Below are 22,864 nucleotides of genomic sequence, written 5' to 3'. Positions count from 1 at the left end.
GCCGATTAAGATAGGGGTGTGCGTGGGGGCCAGATGCTAATTGTTCTATTTCTTTGGACGTTTTACCTTTCATCATTTCTTTAAGCCTCTGCGCTGTGCTGTACTTCTTTCCATCCAATATGTAGGTACGTGAAAAATTCTCTAAATGATTATCGTTGGGATTTTTCTTTGCTTGAAATGGACTCACCTTATAACGCTTCAAATCACTCCCATGCAACCTTCGTATGCAATATTCAATCGTGTGTTTCTGCTTCTCCTTATCCACAGGTTTTTTATTCATAGAAAGATCAGTCTCTTCAGCCTGCATGATAAGCTTTTGTAGAAATTTAGGCCATTCCTCAAAGTTCCTTTTTTGCCAGTACGAAAAATATTCACTCAAAAGACCTGACTCTCTTTTTAGCGTATCTATAAAGCGTCTTCTCTTGCCAGGATACTCTTCAGAAATTGCATTTATAATTACCGTTTCAAATTGTTCTGCGAATTGTTCAGGATAGGCTGAAACAAATTCCTGCAATCGCGGCCATTCCTTTTCGTGTACCTCCATGTAAAGACTTATGGGTTCATCTTTAACTACGATGAAACGCTTTTCTTTTTGAAGTAATGCCACCTTAAAGGGGATAAGCATACCCCTAACTTTCATTTGTTTCTTTCTTGTTGGCCCTGAAATTTTACCGGGTACAATCCGAGATATTTTGGCTTTGTCAATTTTCATATCCGTTTCCTTTTTAATTTCTCGATACGAGAACGCATCTTCGTCCTTGTTTATCCGTCCGGTTCTGCCTCGCTTATTCTTTGCTCTTGCATAGAATCTTATGAAGTGTCTCAGCGTTTGATCCTGCGCTGATAGAACCCCAAGCACTCTCATGGGATTCGTTGGTCGCCATTCCATCTTTGTCGTATTGAATTATTGAGAGGATTCTAATAGCTTTTTCTCTGCAATTTATTTCGAACAAGATTTTCATTCTTGGCTTACTATCGGCGTCATTGGCTGTTTCTTCCCAGGCAATCACGTCGATGAAAGTCTCGTGGTTTGTATAGTTCTTTGCCTCGATTACAAAATACGGTGGCTGATACCCCTTGGCCAGCTTCTTCGCTGCTTTGTCTATGACTTCTTTCTTGCCTTCTATCCGGTGAAACTCGGAAAGGTTGGTGAACATTGTCGTCCACACCTTGATATTCTGGTTAGATAAACGTTCTATGCCTTCGGCATCGTAAAATCCTATCCCAAACTCGTCTTTTAAATGAGGCGCGCCTCCAAAGAATTTCCAATCCGTTGCATGTGCTTCTAAGTCACCAAATCCCGTGACTAAGAACACGGCTATCAACAAAGCAACTCTTCCCATTCCTAACCCCCTTGCGAGTTTCACTCTTCCATATAGGGCTTAATCATCTTATCCCATTCCGAAACTGAGTGGCACTCTATGTCTGATACGAGGCAGATAGTCTTATTGCCTTTCATAACAAATAAAGACAGGTCCTTAGGGTTTGTTCTATCAGCCCTAAAGATGCAATGCCCATACACTTTATTGTTTTCGTTAATATCCAAGAGGTCTTTATTGACCAAAGTAAAATCATTCTCGTCTTTTGACAAATAAATGATTTCCTGCAAGACGAGGCATTTGTTTAGTTTTCTATTATAATGATTTGTGTAATAAATAATCGTTGAAGACCCATCATCATTCTTAGCTACTGATTGCTCACCCCAAGTGTTTCGATACCACTCGATGGAACTTTTGTGACATCGTTCTTGTAATCCATATTCTTCCGTTTTCGATGCTGCGTGTGCCATGGAGAAGAAAATAAGAACCATCAATAGTACTCCTAGTCCCTTCATCCTCCACCTCCGCGAAGGTTGTCTACTTGACAGATATTCTATATCTGACCCTATGCAAAACAATACCGCTGCTACAATTTCCTCCCCATAACAATTACTAACGTGAACCACCTCCATGCAAACAATCAATATTTCTTATTAGTAACAAACTCATTGATCCATTTTTGCGAACCATCAACGTCCGGCTTCTAAAGTTGTATTGCTGGCTTAGGGACTCTTGGTAATGCAATACCGAAAATAGCCGCGATTATACCCACGACAAGGGAACCAAGAATAAGCAAGATGATAAACGCCGGAATAGCGGCAATCGCCCATTTCACCATAAATATCACCATGGAAAAAAAGGGCATTTTGATATCGACAACAGAGACCCTTTGATGATTGGCGAGATGTTGGGTGCCCTCATCGGGCCTACCACATTGATTGCAATACATTCCACCCTCTACCATGACCGCGCCGCATGATGGACATTTCTTTGGTTCATCCATAAAGCCCCCTTAATGATTAGGCGTATCAGTTTTTCTTTCCATTATCCTTCTTTCGGCGTCTCTCGTCAACATTTCTTATGGTGTTGAGCGTCTGACCGCAAGCGGCGAAGTAACCGTCTCAGGCGACAAGATCACCCTCACCGCCCCAGCGAAAAGCTTAGCCGCCACTCGTCCTGGCTGATCTCTTTACCACATTCCCCGCACATGTCGGGGTGGCCGTCTTCGGGATGTGGGGGGGGGTTGGAGACGCGGTCAGTTCCAGATGTGTAGTAGTGGTAGTGGTCGGGACCGACCGCGTCTCGGAGGGTTTGTGGGAGCATCTCCGGTACGGCGAAGATGCAACCGCGTCTAAAACGCTTCGAGGGTTTATGCCCTCTCAATACAACCTTTCATGATTTTTCCTCCACCATGAACGGACGGGATACTTCAATGGACCCCTGTATCAATATATTCGGCAGGGCGCAGTCAAACTTAACTGCCTTGCCCCTCCCTCCGCCTATTAAACCCGTTTCAGGGATAGCAAATCCAGGGGAAAAATTGTCGCTGATTTGCGTGGAACAACCAGAGAGAAGAATTAACTCACCGTTCTGATTCGCGTGATGAGTATTGGATTTACTCCTGAGAGCCTCTCCGATCGAGCCTTACGTATCGTGAGCCGAGCAATATATCCCATAGCGGAGTCGTAACACCAAAGTTGGTTTCGGCGTGGTAGTGATGGATGTGATGATTGGCCGCCCAGTTTCTGGCGAAAGCCTGACGGAATCGGTGGTGATGAATGCTGAAGTGGCTTAACCCATAGGTGGTATATCCTAACGCTATAGTGCCGGTCAGCAGAAACGCATAATTCGTGGGGACGATTGAGACACACATACCGATTATCCCCATGAGCATAAACGCGGGCAAAAAGAACGGCAGGCCGTCATAGTTCAAGGGGTTCTCGTGATGTGCGCGGTGACCCCGTACTATGAACTGCACCGATCCGTGGAGCAGCCGGCGGTGAATGAAATATTCAATAAAGGTAAAAAGAAACAGGCCCAGTAGGATGGTCAGAATAGCCATTGCGGAATTAAGGTCGCCATGATGGAGACCCGCGTAGATCAGCACCACGCCTAACGGAATATCAACAACGAATTCGGCCCAGTAATTGAGTGGAGTCTTTGACATCTTCAATATGCCGTTGAGCGCACTATCAGTCAGCTGCTTTATTGTGTGGCGTTGCACGGAAAACCTCGCTGTTGACTCGATTGTCACAAAAACATCATGACTCCCAAGAGACAATGGAAAAAGCCTCCCTTATTATGGGAGGCTTTCAGACACAATATGAGGTTCAGACCTTATAGCTTACGAACATCCGCGGCAGCTGGGCCCTTAGGGCCTTTGACAACCATGAAACTGACACGGTCACCCTCGGCCAGCGATTTAAACCCTTCTCCCTGGATGGCGGAATGATGTACGAATACGTCGTCGTCGCCTTCCCGCTCGATAAAACCAAACCCCTTTGAATCGTTAAACCATTTAACTCTTCCTTCTGCCATTCTTGTTCTCCTTTGTATGTTGGGTTCTCCGCGAACTCATTTACAGTAATGAGTATAATTACTCTTTTCGAAAATGCAAGGTTATTCTCCATTTGGGACTGACTTCATAACAAACACGTCCTCTTACCTGTGATTTCCAACGATCTGAAAGACTGTTGAATTTGGAAGGCTCGCCACGTGATGTTCAGGACACTGGCAAGCGTCGAGTTCACCTACAAGTCGCGCATTGGGTATGTGATAAAGAACTGAGGATTACGGGTTGAAACGTAGCTCAACACAGAGTTCACCCGCAAGTGTAAGGAGTTGCCTGCATGGTTAGGGTGATGGTTTACGCTTTTCATGTTGCCCACCGTCAATAGCTGCCCCGCTAGTACGCATGTACATAACCGGCTTTCACCACAACGGTCGAGAACCATAACTACTGAGCAGAACCTTACCATCTTTCAGCATTGTCAGCCTTACGCGCTTATCCTTAGCAGCACGATATTCTGTGGAGGTGACGATAAAGTCATCGTCCTCGTAAATGAACCTGTCGGTCAAACGCAATGTTTCAAGCACTTGCACCCGTGATTGGCCAGAACTAATAATTAACGGTGGAGTCTTTGGACCTTCCGGTATCACCGAGGCGTCCCTTAAGGGCACCCGTTTTACTGCTGTAAGTTTGTTATCCGTGAAAACGAAAACCCCAATCGTCCTGTCATCAAGTGGCCCCGCCTTGGTTACTGTGACCCAACATTCAGGCTGGGGATAATCCAAGATATGGAGATTCTTTTCTATCTGGCGTGGAAGAACAGTGAATCGATTGTGCCCGACAATCCGATCGGTGACTGAGACCGATTGAAACACCGCCTGTTTTGACATGCCTTTAGATATTGCTGTCGGTGTGTCGTTAGGGGCTACGGGACGAATCATCGCCTCACACAATTGTACTCTTTCATTAAGGTATGTCCTATGGACCTCTAATGACTGGTTTTGGTGCTCGGCAGTTGCTATTCGTCCCGTAGGGTCCAGCATAACGCCTACAATCCCTGAAGTGAGGAATGTTAACCCTACCTGTGCCATTACTGAATTTCCTACCATATTCGCAAGAGCCACCCGGTATTCGGGGAGTGCTTCCGGAAACCGTCCGTCGATGAATAGGATATCTGCCTTCGTACTGTGAAAGATACCTGACTGAGGACCGTTCTGAGCCAGAGAGATGGCGGCGTCAAGGTCCGCAAGAGCGCGCTCGGCCTCCCCGAGCCAGTTGTAAGCAGTGGCGCGGTTGAAATAGCCGACGGGGTCGCGTGGCCGAAGCCTTATGACATCAGCGTAGTCCGACAGGGCCGCAGTGAAGTCCGTCTGCCGATAGATTAGAGCTCGAAACTGGTAGGCATCCGCGTAATTTGGATCAAGTGCGATTGCTCTTGAGAATTCGCGCATAGCGTTATCGAACTGCCCTTGCGTAAAGAAGCGGAGACCCAGTTGGTGATGGTCCTTCGCGGTAACAGGGTTGTCCGGGACCGGCAGCCGGGTTGCACAGCCGGCAAAAAACACTGCGATGCACAGCATGGCAACACACCATGAAAGGAATGCGCTTCGAAAAAGTGTTGAGTTTATGTTTCTGGTCGTTATGATCTTCAGGTTCTTGGCGCCATCATTGCTGCCGTATTTATCCATCTTCCTCTCCTTCTGTCAGCTTGCCGTTGTGCCAGACGCGTATCTCGCCCAAGGTTGTCGTCTTGTCGGGTACCATCCTCTGGTCATGATCTACTGTCTACTGGTTGTCTCATGTCAGCAGTTGGCCGTTCGTCCCTTTACCCTAATTTCCTCCAAAACTGCACCAACTTTGTCGGGGTCCAGAGGCCAGTATGGTGATTTCCGGAGAGCCTCTATTAACGAAAGCCAATTCTGATGATTCCACAAGTAGCGGTGTTCTTCAACCCATTCTTTCGGCGCGCCTGAAGTCTGCCAACGCTGAAGGTTGCTTTCCTTGTCGTTTTCACCCGATGCGTGGGCTGGCTCGAATAGGTTTGTAGCCGGGGCCGCATAGCCTCTGTCTCGAAGTAACTCGTAGGTTTCATTATGCCCATTACTTAATGCATAGTCACGCGAAGCATAGTAAATCGCAGTATTACCTCTATTATCCTTTACGTCCATATCAGCACCTCCGTCCAGCAGAAGCCGCACTGTCTTGTTGCGACCTTGAATCGTGGCGACGATCAAAGCGGACCAACCCATATCTTCTCTCGCATTGATATCTGAGCCTCTATCAATCAACAACTTCACGGTTTCGTCGTGTCCTCCCATCGCAGATAGCATTAGCGCTGTACTATTATGGTCACCCCTTGCATTGATATTCGCGCCTTTGTCCAATAGAACTTTAACTGTTTCCGTGTGCCCATTCATTGCAGCAAGTATTATGATGGGATAGCCTTTGCCGTCCTTCACATTAACGTCCAGGCCTTTTGCGAGAAGCATATTAACCGTCTCGATGTTGCCCCCTCTTGCTGCAGATACCAAATCTGAGGGATGTATGGGTGCTTCTATTTGTTCCTCCGATTGTCCTGCTTTAAAGACCTCTTGGTCAATTATGGAACCATCCTTTTCTGGTTTCCATAAACCTTTTTTGAATAAATCGAATATTCCCATTTTCATCTCTATTGGTGATTAACGTAGCGTACGACAATTATCGTACGCTACCCTGTCTCCACTTTCGCGCAATGTTCCTGATCGAAAAAACTCCCTATTGAGTCCCGTTTCTTGAAACCCATTCTTGCCATTTGCCCTTTTCTTTGTTGCCATATGCTTCACCGGTAATCTTGCGAAGGGAATCGGCCGCCCACTCGCCGCCATCATCATCTAACTTGCTAATGAGATCGTTCACCGACCCGGCTGCATACGTGCCTAGGTCACCTAAAACCCGTGCTGCCCTTATCCATATCTCAGCGTCGTTATCCTTGAGAGTCTGACACAACGGGGAAAGGCCGACTTCTGCCATACGCTTCCGTGTGGTGTCATCACTTAGCCGAGCGATGTCTTCAAGAGCGCAAATCACAGGCATTCTGATGTCTCTCTTTTCGCTAAGACTGCGCACCAAGAATACGAGGAGAGCATCATCCAGAGCGAAAGGCGCTATTTTCTGGAGAGTCCAAAATGCTATTCTACGTAATTCGGTTTCTTTACCGCGTGTGTTTTCGATAATTGCGATCAAACTCGGAACAGCATGACCAGAGATAGCGGACAATCCGCGACTCGCACCGGAATGAAGAGTAGGGTGATTGGAAAACTGGATACTTTTGTCAATAATAGTCCCCAATTTGGTTAGAGAGCTTTCGCGCACTTGAATAGATGCGCCATCCGTAGCGGTGTCCAATAGTGACTGTGAAATAGCCATTTTATCACTCGTATCGGTGGCTTTTAAAAAAAGCGACTCAAGCTTGGTCAGCCCAGCATGCTGTTCATTGTATGAGGATGAAACGGATTGCACTTGCTTTACTGCGGCAATTATCGCGGGGTTTTTTGTCGGTAGTTTTTTCGATTTAAGAAATCTGTCAAATAGACCCATCTAGAATTCCCCTTCTCCGCACCCTTCGACAGGACAGAACTATCTCACAATCAGTTTTCTGGAGCCATCCGAGTTAACGACAACTGCCTCGGCTTTTGACCTAAATGTTCCAATCTCTTTCCGTTTTCCTCCATCCACCAAATATATTGTTGCCTTTATCACTGGCTGCGATTTGGGCTCAATTGAATATGTGCGCGGAAGGATAACGAATTTCTTGCCATCATACTGTTGCATGAGAAAGACTTCAAACTCCGGTATGTAGACCACAGCGAGACAATCGGGGACTGATTTAGCGGATATTTCCATTTGCTTAGGAAACAGGTGTTCCTGCGTGGCGCTAGTTATGATTACCTTCTTTGCTATGTTCCAGAAGTCTTCAGCTTTTTTGAAATTAGGATCGGTGTCAGTTGCGTAAACCGTTGCCAAAAAGACACAGAATAAATATGCCGCGGGCGCTATTACAAGCGATGCTCTTTTCATTCGTCTCCTCTTTGGTTTTTGTTCAACGAGCTAAAACAGTCACCACGCCATCTTTGACTCCCCGGTCCCCAGCGGAACGATGGGATCCAACGTCTATTTGTGGGGTGATTCTTCGCTTTCTGGCAGCCCGATTTCGATAATCATTTTCAACCATCCTCAAAGCTTAGCCTTAAGAATGTCAATGCTTTTTTGTGCATCGTTCCCTGCAGCGGTATCCCTGAACCTTGTAACAACTTCTTGATACTTAAATAACGCGTCATCAAGCTTACCCTTCACTTCAAGGCGAGCTGCCTCACTGAGTAAAGAATACGCATCTTCTTCGGTTCCGGAACCACAACGGATCCTTAGGTCCCGCATCTGTCGCTCGATCGGCCACTCACTTACGCCATATTTCACTAACATGGCTATGTTCGCGATAGGCACGAACATAAGCAGACTCATGCCCCCGGAATAGCGATAACCGGCTTTTCCGAAGATGGCATCGAAGAAGCCAACGACAAGGATAACGCCGATCAGATAATAAATGCCTCGTACACTCCCTTCAAGGACTATGTACACAAGACTTGAAACGATTAAAATGCCCCAACCCCAGTAAGACCACTTGCGCTGAAAGGCCAGGAATGCCGTTGGGCTACCCCACCTTTTCCTTTGCCATGCCCACTCGTTTCCCTTGATCCCCAGGATAATGGCCATTATAACACCGACCAGGGGTATCAGGGCAAGAAGACCCAAAAATACGCGATGCACAATTGCCCAGACTGGCGCTAAGAGAAAAGCCCCCCAATTCCACTGTCTGATTTCATCAGGAATAGCGACAGGTATAGCGACGTCAGAATCGTCTATCATCCTGATTCTCCTTGTGTATTTGGCTTATCTTTAAACTCATTGGCAATAATCAAGTATGAACAATTCTTCTTGGAAATGCAATATTATTTCCTGACAACCATGCGCAGAGATCAAACATCTGAAGTTCCGTAACTGATCACGCTCAAGGCCCAGGCAGAACACTCGGCCATGGCGTCTCGCATCTATACGATGCTGGAATACTGAAGAAGGATTGCGCATCATATCACCCTCCTTAGATTTCAATTTATCCAAAAATTTTTGAAGCCATTATTACCATTCATAAATACAATAACGGTACTTTTTTGCTGGCGTTGTCCTGTCACCAACAACAGCCTCATTTCTTCTTTCTTAGAATTAGCCCATAACTACTTCCCTCGTCCACGGTATATGCTTGACGAAGTATATATTTCTTCAGTACAGGGGACTGCGGTTGCGGCACTTCAATCGTCAGTTCATTTGTTGCCTTATAAGTATTGCTACATAGTACAATTTCTTCGTCATTGTTTGCTCTTAGGTCTATCTTTAAGTCTTTTGGCGTTTTGTCCATAAAATCGTAAAAACAAACCGACTTATCAATAGCAATATTCCCCTCAAGCACAATATGCAACGGAACGCAAAAACCTTCGGACTCTTTGAGGTATTCATATGGAGGCACCTTACCCCATGCAACATCAAGCGCTGCCGCAGTAAAACAGCCACTTTTTTCATGGTACCAAGCTAAGTGCCCTCCAAAATGGCTCCTAAGACCCTCAGAATTATCTTTGTAGGTTACTTGGTCGACATATCCCACTTCCACGTCACACGGCGTAACACAAACAGCGTTTGTCTTTTTCCCGTCAGCGAACATTGCAAATACAGGCGCGTTAGAAGGGTTTGATTCAATATGAACTTTCAACGTGTTTATCCTTTTGCTGTCAGCAATACCCTTTATATCAAAACCAAAAGAATCTCTCGCGCAAAATGCAGCTATAATAAACAGTACAATCAAGACATGTACAGTTATCTTCCTTTGTTTATCCACGTAATCAATAGCTAAAGGTGGTGGTCGTTTTGCCATAAATCTTCCCTCCTTTTCATGCTTAAAACTTCACTTAGTTTGGCCATACCTTATAATCACTCGTCTCTACAACAAATTTTGAACCGAAATCCCAGATATTAGCTATTACCATCCATTTAACGGTCTGTGGCCCTTATCTTATGAGATTCTCGCCTGCTCTTCTAATTGCCAAATCGAATAGGCAGGTATTTACCTAATCGAACGGTGAGGACAGTTTTGGACGAGAAATCCGCACTTACAACCATATCATCACCGGCCTTAATAGTGTCTTTAAATTGCATCATAGACATAGGTTTCCCGTTCTGGTCGACAAAGTCGGTCTTCTCGGTAAGTTGATAACTCTCCAGTGTCCCGGCAGGGTTCTTCACCTGGAGTGTCATATTTTCTATACTGACAAACTGTCCGAAGGCATGCGCCACCATCCCAACTTGGTTTTGTCCTGGTTTGGAAACTCCAGATCCCGTGGGTCTGGAAGCGCACCCGACTAACAGTAACGAAATAATACCGAGCACAATCCCAAGGTTTATCTTCTTATTTGTGAGATCCATTCTCCTCCCTCCTCTTCCGAAATTCACATCATTGTCTCGGGGCAGCCTTATAACCGCGAATCAGGCCTCGGTTGACACCGGCTACTTCTTTATCAATTTGCCGTCCTTGCTCACGGCCAGGGTTGTCCCCTGGTCATATGCGACCCCCTTGATACTAATTCTACCCTTGGCGATAATGATGTTCATCGAGGGATCGAGCTGGATGCTTTCGATATTCTCAGCACGGAACACAGACCCTTTGTTAAATTGCGTGCCGCGATCGGCTATCATCCAGCTTCCTTTTACTACCTTTACCCCCGAAGTTACTATCACTCCACCTTTCAACACTTCCACTAAGATTTCCTTCTGTCCGTCTTGCGAGAGCCTGATTGTGGCCGGATCAGAGGAGCTCTCCGTGCTTTTGGGGCTCTTCATTTTGATTGTCGGGGGATTCTCATCAGCCACAAGAGCTATGGGATAAAAAGTCACGTAACTCATCATAATGGTCAATACCAGGGTTAATAACACCACTTTATTCTTCGGACACATTTGCGTATCCTCCTTATATATTAATCGTTTTCGGGTCGCAACCCAGCTAAGATATAATACCAAACAGGACAGATGGCCATGCGTGTACCACTAATGATGAGGCCATCATAATAAAAGAGTAAAGCCGGCATAAAATTCTAACTTTCTCATCCGTTACATCACTCACGGTCCGGTCACGGGATTATCTCCTATATCACGGGGGCACTTGGGATTCCACTTTAATATGCATATGGCTGCAATGAGGGCATCTCAGCGAATCCAAATCACTCTCAGTAAATTGGTAATTGCATTTATCGCAGTATACTTTAACTGTTTTAAAAGCCTCAATGTGACTAGCAGGATGTGTGAAAGTGGAAAGTCTGGCAAGCAGAACATAAAATTCCTGAATTGGAATGGAATATATATAAGGAGCACCTTCAGGGTGATCAGCCGAAAACTTAGGCGCGCGCAGGAATGGATCCGCCTTCTTATTGACCCAACCATCATACGACACCGTTGCCGGAACATCATTATTGGCACAGCCGCAAGCCAAACACCGAAAGTTGACTACCCAGTTATCGGCCGAGCATGCCCCCTGGGTCCTCTGCAGATAGAAAAGGGTCGAGATCTGGGGGTCATTTTGATTCGCCACACTCATGGTTTCCGAATTAGAAGTATTAGCGACATGGAGGAAATTGCAGTTGCGGCACCAGAAGCATGTAAAAGTCTCGTAACGATCTAATACGTCGGCAACAAACGCCCCCCATGCATCTTCGCCACGAAAAATGGAAACCCGGCGGCCTGCTGAGTAGTAAACGCAGGCTGCGTCTTTCTGTATGGCTTCGTACAGAATCGAGTACTTCTTTTTAAGTTCGGGGTCGGCAGCTTTTTGCCGTCTGGCCTCTAAGGTGGCTGCATTCCGTTGTCTCTCTGTCTCAGAACGGATATCAACGGGGTTACCACATTTATAACACCGGGATACCATCTGTCCAAAGAGGGTCGCGCCGCAGCTACGGCACGTGTTTGTGCTCACGGAACAATCTCCCACGCAATCGAAAACTGCGTCATCGCTCCTCCGAAGTCACAAAATAAAAGGCTGTCATTTTGTGTCGCTTGACCCGGGAAATTAACGGTTGGTTCGCCGGTCTCTCAAATACTATGCTTTTGAAAGAGCAGGTGTCGAGGCCAATCGCTCGACAACTGATCATCAATTGAGAACGTTGAATTTCAGGAGGCATTTGCTATTTTATTAGCTCCCAGTCTTTATCCTTGGTGTACCTGTATGTCTTTTCTCCAACCATCAATTCCATCCCGGAATCTATGACCACGTTTGTTTGACTATCCAGGGTCACGCTTCCATTCCTGAAACTCATCGGGGGAAAGTCTCCACGCTTACTCAAGAATTTGAACAATGGATCAACCCAATCTGTCTTGAAAACGGGAGTGGATCCGCCAGAAGTTAAGAGCATTTCAAATTTGTCTTCTTGCTGGGAATAACCGGCTACAATTTGCGCGTCTATCAGGTTATATTTCTTGAAGACCGGGATTGCGTTTTCGCGCAGATAGTCGGGCATACGGTTCAACAGGAACAGCAACATAGTAAAATAGTCATTGGCGTACGACTTGATTTGAGGCTGTGTCACCGTCTTCGGGTCCGGTGTCTTCTGGCTGGTCTTCGGTTCAGAAATTGTTACTTCAGGGCCCGTAGCCCCATGATCGAGCAACACGTCTACAATCTTTACATTTTTTGAAGCAACAGCGGCCGCGAGTACAGACAAACCAGAATATCCCGGTTTGTTCGGATCGGCACCATTCTCCAAGAGTAGCCTCACGGTTTTCTCCTCGCCTTTGCTTACCGCCACATATAGAGGGGTAAACCCGTTCTTTGCTCTCGCATTTGGGTCAGCCCCTTTCGATAGGAGGATGCCAACCATTTCGGAACTGCCCGTGGCCGACGGCAAGATCAAGGCCGTATTTCCCGCGTTATCCGCCGCATTCACGGCCGCGCCGCTGCTTAATAGCAAGTTTACTACGTCTTTGTGCCCTTTGGCGGCGGCCCATATTAACGCCGTCCTCTCGTCAGAGTCTCTTGAATTCGGATCAACGCCCGCCTTAATGAATCGACTTACCGTCAAGGCATCGCCCCTCTTCGCGGCCTCGATGAGGCTATCTCCGCAGCATAATACTGGTATCAAGACCAACAGGACAACTGCTGCGAAGATTGCGGAATTTGTTCTCAACAGCCCTTCCTTCATCATCACGATTCCCTCCGTCGCATGGCTCGACCTGGAAGGTCTTTCCAACAGTTATTTGCGTTCTCCTCTATACTACATCCGTTCGCTAAAAGATGACAAGGTCTTTTTGTGGAAGTAAGATTCTCGATTACGAGTTGTAGAGTTGTATTCTCAGAAAGAATGCAGAGCTGAGGATTGCAGGAAGGAGTTCAGCACTAATCCGGATATGCGGAGGGGGGGACCTCCCCCCCCTTTTTTATGCCTTTTTTATGCCCGTAACAATGAACATAGTGAACTGTATTGGATGATAATCTGAATATATTAGAGACACGTAAAGCCCTGACAATCAACGTCATGCATTGACTATCAGGGCTTTAGGAATATGTGCCGTTTAGGACTGAAAATCCCCGTGTCAGTGGTTCAATTCCGCTCCTCGGCATTTCTTCTTGCCTAAAGTATCCTTCGTTAAGCCACCCAAGCCACGGTTTTCGTATTTTTTTCAACTTCTCATTCCTTTCGCAGGCAGCAGGTCGGTTGTGACTCGATGGGAACGCCCGTTGTCTGCGCCCCCGTTTTAGCTAAACCGGTGAAAGTGTTTTTTTGAGGATACGCAGTGCCTTTTTGGGTTCTGATCGGGCAAGTAAGCCCATGGCAAACATCACATAGTCTTTGTCGATGAAAAAATCGGCTGCCTTGGGTTTGAGCATGTTGCTCTTTGCGGGTCCGCCCACCACGGAGTCGAGTAGTTCCCGCGGGTTTAATGAACAGACAAGAGGCCCACCCGTACCGATCACCTTATTAACCGTTGTGAGGTCCTTGCCCGTCTGGACGGCCATCTCTCCGTGAGGTCCGTACATGACCTCCACCTTTCCCGTGTGTCTTTCAAAGGAAGTTTCTACCGCCGCGCGGGAGAGCGCCTGATCCAGGGCGAACTCCTGTTCGCTTGCGGGTATCCGGCTTGGCTCCGCGTGAAAGGCTGAGAAGATGTGCTCGTCGATAACGATACCTTTTCTAACGCAGAGCTCTCTTAACACGTCGATGTTATGCCTCACCCCGAGATCACCCTCTACCGTTCTCTTTGCATATGGCTCGGGGAGTCCCCGTAAGAGCACCATTGACGAAGACGGGTTCCCCCTTGCTATGGAGTATACGTCGGTTGTGGCGCCTCCAACGTCTATGACGATGAGCTCTCCTATGCCATCCTCTCCGTCAACCCCGTCGGCCAGAAGCGTGGCAGCCCTGAGAACCGCCGCGGGGGTCGGCATGATGATATCGCCTATGAGCTCTCGTGCCGTGTCGAGTCCTTTAGCCTTTATGATGTTCTCCATGAAGATTGCCCGGATAGCCTCACGGCACGCCTCAACCTCGAGTTTGCCTATCTCCGGCATCACGTTTTCCACGAATACGGCTGTCTTTGAAGCGTCTTTCAGCAGGTCCTCAATCGTATCGTACGCGCACTTGTTGCCGGCCACAACTACCGGCGCCTTAACTTTAGACTGACTGAGCATCGACGCGTTATGCACGATAGCTGTGTCGTTGCCCCCGTCGGTGCCGCCTGCCAGAAGAATAATATCGGGTGAAATATGCTCGATCTGTTCCAGCTCTTTTCTCGTGATGTGGTGACAGAAGTGCCCGACAATCTTTGCGCCTGCTCCGAGCGCCGCCCTTTTGGCCGCCTCGGAGCTGAGTTCAGGCATAAGGCCTATTGCAACCATGCGCAACCCGCCTGCGGCGCTGCTGCACGCTACGATTTCGCAGTCAGGTGTAAGCGGCCCGGTGCTTACCTCTATCCGCTTGAGCGTTTCTCTTACGCCGATCGTCACGTCGTTTTTGGCGGTTGTGGGGGTTCTGGCCGTGCATATGACGGTCTCCTGTGCGAGATCGACCGCCACCGCCTTGGTGAAGGTGCTCCCTATATCGATGAGAACCCGTATATCTCCCATATCCTACCCTCCGGCCCGCACGCCGCCGCGTGGAGACTGACTATTTTAGTCAGAGATTTTTCATTTTAATATGATTTACATCATGGCTGGCTGTATGAAGAATCTTTAAAATTGTTCGAACATTCGGGCAGCCGGTTCATGCATCTCATGAGAACCGGAGAAAAGCCGAGGGGAAAAGTGAGACAAGGGGTAGCCGACAAGAGACGGAGCGCGTCAGGGCCGCAATCGAATAGATCGGCCAAGGTGATGGAGCTTGCCTACGCGGTGAAGCAATATGTGCACCCGGGCATGTCCGTCCATCTCGCTTCCGGTATCGGCGGCCCTTGTGCAGCCATCTGCGAAATTATCAGACAATTCAACGGAAAGGAACCGGCCTTTACCGTAATCGAGAGCACCGTTACGGGACACGCCCTTAATCTTGTCCACTGTGGACTCGTGAAAAGGCTCATCTGTGCTGCTTGTATTGATATCTCGGCTTCGGCAAGGCCGAGCAGAATTATTCAAAAGGCCCTTGAAGAGAAGAAAATCGAACTGGAGAACTGGTCTCTGTGCTCCCTCCAGCAGAGGCTTATGGCCGGTGCTTTTGGCTTCCCCTTTATGCCCACGAGGTCGGTGGGCGGAAGCGGCATCGCTCTCGATAATAAAGAGGCGTTCAAGGAAATTAGAGACCCCTTCGGTTCGGATGTTACTGCAGGAGTCGTAAAGGCACTCAACCCGGACATCTCCATCATCCACGGGTGCGTGGGGGACGAAGACGGGAACATTATTCTGTCGGCGCCCTATGGCGAGGACCTCTGGGGCCCTCTCGCAAGCACAGGAGGCGTGCTGGCAACGGTTGAGAGGATCGTTCCTGCCGAGTTCATCAGGCGATATGCCGCGCTCGTCAAGATTCCCGGCTATCTGGTGAAATCCGTATCGCTCGCCCCGCTTGGGGCTCACCCCTTTTCGCTGACAAATCCCGGTATAGAAGAATTTGAGCCCTACGACAAGGATACGGCGTTCTTAAATGATCTCCATGATGCCTCGGCCGATAAGGAGATGCTTGACCGTTGGGTTGCAGATTGGGTCGCCGGATATCTGGATCACAAGGCCTATCTCGAGAAACTCGGGGAGCAAAGAATTAGATCGCTCAAAGAGGGTGCGAGGAAGAAAACCGGGGAGCTTAAGCCGCCGGCTGGCTCCGTATCCGGCGCCGAACCGGTACCCGATTTTACCCCAGAGGAGATGATGCTCATTGCGGTCGCAAGAGAGATCAGGAAATCTACCGAGGCTCAGGGTCACAAGACGATTCTCGCTGGGGCCGGAGTCGGCGCGTCAGCCGCATGGCTCGCTTACTATCAGTTGACCGCGGACGGGTACGAGATAGAGTTGATCACGGGCAACGGACTTATCGGATATTCGCCGCTCCCCGGCGAATCGGTCCTCTCCAGCGAGTCAGGGGTACGCAGCGCCAAAATACTGACCGATACCGTAATGACGCAGGGCGTGTTTGTAGGCGGTAGAAATAACAGGTGCATGAGTGTACTCGGGGCAGGCCAGATAGACAGATTCGGGAATATTAACTCCACAAAGACCTCCTCGGGAAAGTTTCTCGTGGGTTCCGGCGGCGCGAACGATGCCATGAACGCTCAGGAAGTACTGGTGGTTCTCAACCAATCGAAGGAGAGGTTTGTGGAGAGGCTCGTTTATGTGACGGGACGGGGTAGCGCTGTCACCACCGTGGTATCGACCATGGGTGTATTCAAGAACAAGGGGCCGGACAAGGGACTTAAGCTCGAGGCAGTCTTTCCCGGCGCCTTCGCGGCGAGCCTTAAGGAAAAGATAGAGGTGATTGAGAAGAATTGCGGATGGGCACTTGATGAGACTGCCCATGTCCAAGAGATTGAACCGCCTTCCCGGGATGAACTTAAGCTATTACGCTGGCTCCTTGCCGCCTCTCACGAATAGAGACGGACGAAGTGCATCGGGGGCGATGCACACGTGGGGCACTGAATCCAATAAAGGAGATGACATATGAGCGGTCCATTGAGCGGTTTATTAGTGATAGAATGCGCGGGTTACCTGAGCGCGCCCACTGCGGGCTATATGCTCGCCGACCTGGGCGCTCAAGTGATCAAAGTGGAGGACAGGGAAAAAGGCGATCCGTCACGGGCGACCGACGCGATTTTCGGGGCATCGATGTCCATGGCCAACGGCGAGAACCTTCTTTTTGAGACGGCAAACCGGTCCAAAAAGTCGATCACGCTCGACCTGAAAAAGGAAAAGGGCAAGAAGCTTCTCTACGACCTTATTGCCAGGGCGGACGTATTCTGCACGAACTTTACCCAGAAAACCATCGCAGCCCTAAAGATTGACTACAACACGTTGAAAAAATACAATCCGAAGCTCGTATACGGCGTTGCCACAGCATACGGACTTCTCGGTCCGGAAAAGGACAAACGTGCGTTCGACAGCGTGGCCCAGGCCCGGTCGAGTATCATGTACGCTGTGGGCGGTGAACCCGATTCTCCGCCGGCACAGATAGGGGGGCCCGTATTCGATCAGATGACGGGAACGCTCCTTGCTTACGCAATACTCGCTGCCCTCGTAAAAAAGGACAGGGATGGGGTCGGTCAACAGGTTGAAGTGTCACTCCTCGGGTCCGGTATTCACCTCCAGGCATACAACATCAATGCCGCCCTTCTCAGAGGTCGCCAAATTCCGAGACCTTCGAGGCAGGCTATGAAGAACCCCATGTCCAACCATTTTCAATGCGCCGACGGCGAATGGCTGCTTCTTTCAGAGGCACAGGCGGACAGGTTCTGGCCCAAGTTCTGCGACGTCCTGGATATAAAACATCTGGAAAATGATCCACGCTTTGCCACGACCGCTAAGAGGCGGGAGAACAGCAAGGATCTAACCCCCTTGATCGAGGATGTGTTCAAGAAGAAAACGAGGGATGAATGGATGAAACTCTTCGATGAGAAGGGTGGAGGCATGGCATATTCGCCGGTTCTTAGGCCGACTGAGCTTGCGAACGACAGACAGGCATTAGAGAACGGCTATATCGCTCAGTTCGAGCATCCTTCGCTGGGGCCCATCAAAATGGTGGGCAATCCGGTGAACTTCAGTGAGACGCCCGCTCAAGTGGGCGGTCATGCGCCTCAGTTCGGGCAACACACGGAAGAGGTCCTCCTCGACCTCATCGGATATTCTTGGGAACAGATTGAAGAACTGAAGAATGAGGAAGTAATATGAAGCGGGGAACCCTTTCCCCCATTACGAGAAGGGACTCATAAAGCGTTACTCGTCCGGGACGCGGCGCATGCCAACTCCCAAAGCGTGAAGAGCAGGCAATATGAGGAACTGAACACAGAGCCAAGGGAGGTATGAATGAAGATCGAAGTGAAACAAAAACGGATCGACGAAGACCAGTTCCTGAAGATGAGAAAGGATGTGCTCGCGTTGTGGCCCACAGGTAGCGAAGTCGATCTTGAAGAAGCGGTCGCGTACCAGAAGGGGTTACCCGACAGCAAGAATTTCATGAAGATTACCCAAAAGCTCCACAAAGAGGGTAGAACCGTTGTCTTTCCCCGGGCGGGTACCGCCCTCGTGGATGATGAGATAAGTCTTTGCCGGAAACTCGAAGAGACCGGCGTGCCCTATATTCCGGTCACCACCGATAGTTACACCCGTCTTGTACAGTTCAAGAAGGTGGAAGACGCCCTGGAAGAGACCCGAAGAACCGGAAGGACACTGCTTAACGGGTATCCCCTTGTCAACCATGGCGTCAAGAACACGAGAAGAGTGATTGAGAGCGTGAAAACGGGCGCTTTCGATCCGCGCATGTCCTACAAGGTGCAGCCTATCGGGTCCGAGATAGCCTTCGCCTCGGGCATGACGGGCATGTCAACGGGCCCCTTTATTTCCTGGGGTGCCTATGAGAAATTCGCGACCCTGGAAGAGTGCATAGCAGCCAGTCTTTACGTAGAAAGGCTTATAGGATACTACGCCGAAAGGGGGGCCATCATTACGAGCGATTTGCACGGCTGGATTCTCACCGGGGTCCAGCCCATGACGGTAAATCTGGCTGCCATGATTGCGGAGGCCTTGATGGCAGCTGAACAGGGAGTAAAGAGCATCGTCCCGCTCGTACACTTCATGGGCAATCTCGCCCAGGATCTCGCCTGGGTGCGGGTGCAACCGAGACTGATGAGGGAATATCTCGACAGATTCGGGTATAAGGACGTGATCATCCCCGGCACCTTTGGGTCCCAGACCCCGCTCTTTCCCATGCCCCAGGGTATGGGAGGCGCCTTCGCGTTTCCGGATTATTCGGCTGTTGTCGGTGCGTTGGGCAAGGTCGAGTCCGTGTTCTTGCGGACCATCGATGAAGCCCTGGGCATACCTACGGAGGAGGCACATGCGGTTACTTATGATTCCGCCAACTGGTTCTTCAATGTGATCAGGGGCCAGAACATAGAGCTTGATATGAAAGAGATTGCGGTGGAAGAGAAAATTGCGGAAATGGAGATTCGCTCCATGGTGGAAAAACTCCTCGAAATCGGCGACGGCGACATCGCTATCGGTTGTTTGCGTGGCGTAGATGCAGGGGTCATTGATTCGTCATTTAGCCCCAACAAGCAGGTAAAAGACAAAGTGATCGGCGTGAAGGACTGCCGGGGCGCATTAAGATGGGTGGAATTCGGCAACCTTCCTTTTCCCGCGGAGGTTAAGGAATTTCATCGCGAGAAAGTGGCTGAACGCGAAAAAGCGGACGGCACCAAAGCAGACTACGAGATGACTATTAGAGATTTCTGGGCCTTCAGTAAGGGGCAGTTGATCGGAAAACCATAACGTTGTGAGCGGCCTGAGACAGGCCGATGAGGTCGGTGAGACCCGCAAAAAGCTTGTATTAAAGGAGACCCTTATGAAACAACCGACGATCATTACCGGAACGGTAGGCATGGACGCCCACGTGATTGGAACGAAAATATTATCCCGCGCCTTCAGAGAGGCCGGCTTTAATGTGATCGAACTGGGCATCATGACGCCCGCTGACGAGTTTGTGCAGGTAGCGGTAGAGACGAATGCTGATGCCATCCTCATGAGTTCGCTCTACGGGATGGCCGAGCTCGACGTCAGAGGCTTCAAGGAAAAATGCGTTGAGGCCGGTTTAAGCCACGTACTGCTCTATATCGGCGGCATTCTGGGCGTGGGTAAGCACGATTTCAAGGATGACGAGGTGAAATTCAAAAACATGGGATTCGACAGGGTTTATCCCCCTGAAGCGGATCTTAAGGCCGCTATAGCCGATCTTAAGGATGACCTCAAAGCGCGAGGCAAGGCATAATGGAAAACGCAGCAGAAAATAGCGGTCTACTCAGCGGGTGCCGGGCCCTGGATCTTACCAATGAGAACGGGTTTCTCTGCGGGAAGATCCTTTCTGACCTGGGCGTTGATGTCGTCAAAGTGGAGCCGCCTGGGGGCGATCCGGCAAGAAGGATCGGGCCTTTCTGGCACGATATACCGGATCTGGAGAAGAGTCTCTACTGGTTCGCCTATAACTCCAATAAGCGGGGTATCACGCTGAATTTAGAAACGGCGGACGGAAGGGATATCTTTAAATCGCTGGTGAAAAAATCAGACTTCGTCATAGAGTCATTTCGACCCGGCTCTATGGAAAATATGGGGCTCGGCTATGACGTGCTCACGAGCCTCAACGAGGGCATTATCCTTACCTCCATTACTCCCTTCGGGCAGTCAGGGCCGTACAGGGACTACGAAGGGCCCGACCTCGTGGTCATGGGCATGTCCGGCGAACTCTATCTTACGGGCGATGCGGACAGACCCCCGGTCAATATCAGTATCCCTCAGGCCTGCCTTCATGCCGGTGCCGATGCCGGCGTGGGCAGCATGATAGCCTATTACCACAAACATCGTACCGGCAAGGGACAACATGTTGACGTATCCATGCAGCAGAGCACGGCCTGGTTTCTCGCCATGGCCATTCCATACTATGAAATGGCCGGGGTGATGATGAGCAGGGTTGGAACGTTCAGGAGCGGAAGCGCGAGTGGAACGGTTCAGAGACAGGTGTGGCCGTGCAAAGACGGTTACGTATTCTTCTTCATGCTCGGTGGCGCCCAGGGTGCAAAGACGTGCCGTGCACTCGTCAAATGGATGAACGATCTGGGATTGAGTAACGAGTTCCTGAATGCCTACGAGTGGGAGCAGTTCGATATGGCCTCGGCCACGCAGGACCTTATAGACCGTATCTCGGCGCCCATCGAAGAATTCTTCCGGACGAGGACCAAGAAAGAGGTGCTTGAGGCCGCCATGGCGCGCAACATCTCCGTCTGTCCCCTTTTCAGTATGCAGGACGAGGCAAACGATCCTCATCTCGCCTATCGAGGATACTGGAAAGAGATTACGCACCCGGAGCTAGACGTCTCCATCACCTATCCTAAGCAATTCGTACGCTCCTCCGAGAAAGAAATAGCCACGAGGTTCAGGGCGCCGCTTATCGGCGAGCACAATCGGGAAATCTACGAGGAACTGGGATTTTCCCCAATCAAGCTTGCGGCCTTGAAGCAGGCGGGGGTGATCTGATGGAGAAAGGTGAGAAACAGGTGAATCAAGTATTCTCAGGTCTCAAAATAGTGGCTTTCAGCTGGGCCATGGTGGGTCCGCTCACGCTTAAGTTTTTTGCCGATTATGGCGCTACAGTCATCAGGATCGAGACGAGCAAGCGTCCCTGTGTCACGCGTATATCTTCTCCATTCAAAGACGGCAAGGCCGGCCTCAATAGAAGCGGCTATTTTAACCACTTCAGCGCCAACATGATGAGCGTTTCCTTGAATATGGGGCATCCCCGGGGTATTGAGTTGGCCAAAGAACTTGTGGCCAAATCCGATGTGGTGATGGAGAATTTCACGCCCGGGGTCATGGACAGATGGGGTCTCGGGTACGAAGAGTTGAAGAAGGTGAAGCCGGACATTATCATGGTGCGCCAGAATGGTTTTGGAACGGAAGGTCCCTACCGGAACCTGGCCGCGTTCGGGATGATCCTCTCTGCCACCGCAGGCATACCCAATTTTATCGGCTGGCCTGACCGTGGGCCGTTGCCGGTCGGAGTCGGTGCGTATACGGATTGCATAAGCCCCCGTCTTGCGTCTGCGGCGCTTGTCGCGGCGCTCATCTATCGGGATAAAACGGGCAAAGGACAGCTCCTCGATCTTGCCCAGTATGAAACTGCGCTCTATTTTGTGCTGCCGGGCATTATGGACTACATGGTGAACGGAAGAGAACCCGAGCGAAACGGGAATAGCTCGCCGTCAGCGACCCCGCATAATGTGTATCAGTGCAAGGGCGATGACCGGTGGTGTACCATCGCTGTGTTCAGCGATGCTCAATGGGGCGCGCTCTGCCGTACGATGGGCAAACCGGAGTATGCCGCCGACCCGCGATTTGATACGCTCGTAAACCGTAAGGCCAACGAGCAGGAGGTAGACAGCATTATAGGGGCCTGGACGAGGGATCATAGCGCTGAAGACGTAATGGCTCTCTTGCAGAACGCACGCGTGCCCGCGGGGATCGTGGAGAATACCGCCGATCTTTATGCGGACCCCCAGCTACGCCACCGCAGGCTCTTGTGGCCACTCAATCACAGCGAAATAGGAACGTTCAGCCACCTGGGATCAAGTTTCGAGATGTCGAAGACGCCGGCCGAGGCCAAGTCGGCGAGCCCGCTTTTGGGTGAGCACAACGAGTATGTCCTGACCAAGATATTAGGAAAGACCGATGAAGAATTCGTGGACCTTCTTACGTCGGGCGTTCTGGAATAAGCCCTGGCTGGGTTTTTTG

General features: G+C 49.7%; 22 protein-coding genes. 6 read left to right on the top strand and 16 right to left on the bottom strand.

All coding sequences use genetic code 11. From position 1 onward, the window contains the following. From VMT62_16475 to glmL, 16 genes are all read right to left on the bottom strand, one after another. A partial coding sequence (locus tag VMT62_16475) for a hypothetical protein (protein HVN98027.1) occupies positions 1-712 on the bottom strand: 712 nt, incomplete at its 3' end. Between the two features lie 73 nt (positions 713-785). Beyond that, positions 786-1,343, bottom strand: a complete 558-nt coding sequence (locus VMT62_16470; protein HVN98026.1) for a surface-adhesin E family protein — start codon at positions 1,341-1,343, stop codon at positions 786-788. 20 nt (positions 1,344-1,363) lie between these two features. Then, the gene (locus VMT62_16465) at positions 1,364-1,834 is read right to left on the bottom strand and encodes a hypothetical protein (GenBank protein HVN98025.1); all 471 of its coding nucleotides are present in this window, start codon (positions 1,832-1,834) and stop codon (positions 1,364-1,366) included. Between the two features lie 188 nt (positions 1,835-2,022). Next, the gene (locus tag VMT62_16460; protein ID HVN98024.1) at positions 2,023-2,322 is read right to left on the bottom strand and encodes a hypothetical protein; all 300 of its coding nucleotides are present in this window, start codon (positions 2,320-2,322) and stop codon (positions 2,023-2,025) included. 612 nt (positions 2,323-2,934) lie between these two features. Further along, the gene (locus tag VMT62_16455; GenBank protein ID HVN98023.1) at positions 2,935-3,543 is read right to left on the bottom strand and encodes a sterol desaturase family protein; all 609 of its coding nucleotides are present in this window, start codon (positions 3,541-3,543) and stop codon (positions 2,935-2,937) included. 113 nt (positions 3,544-3,656) lie between these two features. After that, entirely contained in the window at positions 3,657-3,857 is a 201-nt protein-coding gene (locus VMT62_16450) for a cold shock domain-containing protein (GenBank protein ID HVN98022.1), read from the bottom strand. Positions 3,858-4,250: 393 nt separating this feature from the next. Further along, a complete protein-coding gene (locus tag VMT62_16445; protein ID HVN98021.1) occupies positions 4,251-5,516 on the bottom strand; it encodes a tetratricopeptide repeat protein in 1,266 nt (421 codons plus the stop codon). 114 nt (positions 5,517-5,630) lie between these two features. Continuing rightward, positions 5,631-6,488: an ankyrin repeat domain-containing protein gene (locus VMT62_16440; GenBank protein HVN98020.1), complete on the bottom strand. Its 858-nt coding sequence runs from the start codon at positions 6,486-6,488 to the stop codon at positions 5,631-5,633. Between the two features lie 94 nt (positions 6,489-6,582). Continuing rightward, positions 6,583-7,404 (bottom strand): hypothetical protein, encoded by an 822-nt coding sequence (locus tag VMT62_16435; protein ID HVN98019.1) that lies wholly within the window; start codon positions 7,402-7,404, stop codon positions 6,583-6,585. Positions 7,405-7,443: 39 nt separating this feature from the next. Continuing rightward, complete coding sequence (locus VMT62_16430; GenBank protein ID HVN98018.1) at positions 7,444-7,884, bottom strand: hypothetical protein; 441 nt, start codon at positions 7,882-7,884, stop codon at positions 7,444-7,446. Positions 7,885-8,040: 156 nt separating this feature from the next. Next, on the bottom strand, positions 8,041-8,730 hold the full coding sequence (locus VMT62_16425; protein ID HVN98017.1) for a hypothetical protein: 690 nt from the start codon (positions 8,728-8,730) through the stop codon (positions 8,041-8,043). 334 nt (positions 8,731-9,064) lie between these two features. Then, positions 9,065-9,787: a hypothetical protein gene (locus VMT62_16420; GenBank protein HVN98016.1), complete on the bottom strand. Its 723-nt coding sequence runs from the start codon at positions 9,785-9,787 to the stop codon at positions 9,065-9,067. Positions 9,788-9,948: 161 nt separating this feature from the next. Further along, a complete protein-coding gene (locus VMT62_16415; GenBank protein HVN98015.1) occupies positions 9,949-10,335 on the bottom strand; it encodes a hypothetical protein in 387 nt (128 codons plus the stop codon). A gap of 81 nt (positions 10,336-10,416) precedes the next feature. After that, positions 10,417-10,863, bottom strand: coding sequence for a hypothetical protein (locus VMT62_16410; protein HVN98014.1), 447 nt, complete (start codon positions 10,861-10,863; stop codon positions 10,417-10,419). Between the two features lie 1,220 nt (positions 10,864-12,083). After that, positions 12,084-13,100 (bottom strand): ankyrin repeat domain-containing protein, encoded by a 1,017-nt coding sequence (locus tag VMT62_16405; GenBank protein ID HVN98013.1) that lies wholly within the window; start codon positions 13,098-13,100, stop codon positions 12,084-12,086. Positions 13,101-13,654: 554 nt separating this feature from the next. Further along, the gene (gene glmL / locus VMT62_16400; protein ID HVN98012.1) at positions 13,655-15,019 is read right to left on the bottom strand and encodes a methylaspartate mutase accessory protein GlmL; all 1,365 of its coding nucleotides are present in this window, start codon (positions 15,017-15,019) and stop codon (positions 13,655-13,657) included. Positions 15,020-15,196: 177 nt separating this feature from the next. Here glmL and VMT62_16395 point away from each other — a divergent pair, with 177 nt between their 5' ends. The 6 genes from VMT62_16395 to VMT62_16370 all read left to right on the top strand — a co-directional run bounded on the left by VMT62_16395 (position 15,197) and on the right by VMT62_16370 (position 22,845). Continuing rightward, positions 15,197-16,966: a CoA-transferase gene (locus tag VMT62_16395; protein HVN98011.1), complete on the top strand. Its 1,770-nt coding sequence runs from the start codon at positions 15,197-15,199 to the stop codon at positions 16,964-16,966. Between the two features lie 66 nt (positions 16,967-17,032). After that, positions 17,033-18,256, top strand: coding sequence for a CoA transferase (locus tag VMT62_16390; GenBank protein ID HVN98010.1), 1,224 nt, complete (start codon positions 17,033-17,035; stop codon positions 18,254-18,256). A 135-nt stretch (positions 18,257-18,391) separates the two neighbouring features. Next, positions 18,392-19,855, top strand: coding sequence for a hypothetical protein (locus VMT62_16385; protein ID HVN98009.1), 1,464 nt, complete (start codon positions 18,392-18,394; stop codon positions 19,853-19,855). A gap of 73 nt (positions 19,856-19,928) precedes the next feature. Continuing rightward, on the top strand, positions 19,929-20,351 hold the full coding sequence (gene glmS / locus VMT62_16380; GenBank protein HVN98008.1) for a methylaspartate mutase subunit S: 423 nt from the start codon (positions 19,929-19,931) through the stop codon (positions 20,349-20,351). Further along, on the top strand, positions 20,351-21,610 hold the full coding sequence (locus VMT62_16375; GenBank protein ID HVN98007.1) for a CoA transferase: 1,260 nt from the start codon (positions 20,351-20,353) through the stop codon (positions 21,608-21,610). The genes glmS and VMT62_16375 overlap by 1 nt, the downstream gene beginning before the upstream one ends. Then, positions 21,610-22,845 carry a CoA transferase gene (locus tag VMT62_16370; GenBank protein HVN98006.1) on the top strand — a complete coding sequence of 412 codons (1,236 nt, stop codon included), beginning with the start codon at positions 21,610-21,612 and terminating at the stop codon, positions 22,843-22,845. The genes VMT62_16375 and VMT62_16370 overlap by 1 nt, the downstream gene beginning before the upstream one ends. The last annotated feature ends 19 nt before the right edge of the window (positions 22,846-22,864 follow it).

The sequence above is a fragment of the Syntrophorhabdaceae bacterium genome (assembly GCA_035541755.1).
Lineage (GTDB): Bacteria > Desulfobacterota > Syntrophorhabdia > Syntrophorhabdales > Syntrophorhabdaceae > PNOF01.
This window is presented reverse-complemented; position numbering and strand designations above follow the sequence as displayed.

Coding starts and splice junctions, on each gene's coding strand:
- VMT62_16470 (HVN98026.1), bottom strand. CDS start 1,343: ATGGGAAGAGTTGCTTTGTTGATAGCCGTGTTCTTAGTCACGGGATTT.
- VMT62_16465 (HVN98025.1), bottom strand. CDS start 1,834: ATGAAGGGACTAGGAGTACTATTGATGGTTCTTATTTTCTTCTCCATG.
- VMT62_16460 (HVN98024.1), bottom strand. CDS start 2,322: ATGGATGAACCAAAGAAATGTCCATCATGCGGCGCGGTCATGGTAGAG.
- VMT62_16450 (HVN98022.1), bottom strand. CDS start 3,857: ATGGCAGAAGGAAGAGTTAAATGGTTTAACGATTCAAAGGGGTTTGGT.
- VMT62_16445 (HVN98021.1), bottom strand. CDS start 5,516: ATGGATAAATACGGCAGCAATGATGGCGCCAAGAACCTGAAGATCATA.
- VMT62_16440 (HVN98020.1), bottom strand. CDS start 6,488: ATGGGAATATTCGATTTATTCAAAAAAGGTTTATGGAAACCAGAAAAG.
- VMT62_16435 (HVN98019.1), bottom strand. CDS start 7,404: ATGGGTCTATTTGACAGATTTCTTAAATCGAAAAAACTACCGACAAAA.
- VMT62_16430 (HVN98018.1), bottom strand. CDS start 7,884: ATGAAAAGAGCATCGCTTGTAATAGCGCCCGCGGCATATTTATTCTGT.
- VMT62_16425 (HVN98017.1), bottom strand. CDS start 8,730: ATGATAGACGATTCTGACGTCGCTATACCTGTCGCTATTCCTGATGAA.
- VMT62_16420 (HVN98016.1), bottom strand. CDS start 9,787: ATGGCAAAACGACCACCACCTTTAGCTATTGATTACGTGGATAAACAA.
- VMT62_16415 (HVN98015.1), bottom strand. CDS start 10,335: ATGGATCTCACAAATAAGAAGATAAACCTTGGGATTGTGCTCGGTATT.
- VMT62_16410 (HVN98014.1), bottom strand. CDS start 10,863: ATGTGTCCGAAGAATAAAGTGGTGTTATTAACCCTGGTATTGACCATT.
- VMT62_16405 (HVN98013.1), bottom strand. CDS start 13,100: ATGATGAAGGAAGGGCTGTTGAGAACAAATTCCGCAATCTTCGCAGCA.
- glmL (HVN98012.1), bottom strand. CDS start 15,019: ATGGGAGATATACGGGTTCTCATCGATATAGGGAGCACCTTCACCAAG.
- VMT62_16390 (HVN98010.1), top strand. CDS start 17,033: ATGAGCGGTCCATTGAGCGGTTTATTAGTGATAGAATGCGCGGGTTAC.
- VMT62_16385 (HVN98009.1), top strand. CDS start 18,392: ATGAAGATCGAAGTGAAACAAAAACGGATCGACGAAGACCAGTTCCTG.
- glmS (HVN98008.1), top strand. CDS start 19,929: ATGAAACAACCGACGATCATTACCGGAACGGTAGGCATGGACGCCCAC.
- VMT62_16375 (HVN98007.1), top strand. CDS start 20,351: ATGGAAAACGCAGCAGAAAATAGCGGTCTACTCAGCGGGTGCCGGGCC.
- VMT62_16370 (HVN98006.1), top strand. CDS start 21,610: ATGGAGAAAGGTGAGAAACAGGTGAATCAAGTATTCTCAGGTCTCAAA.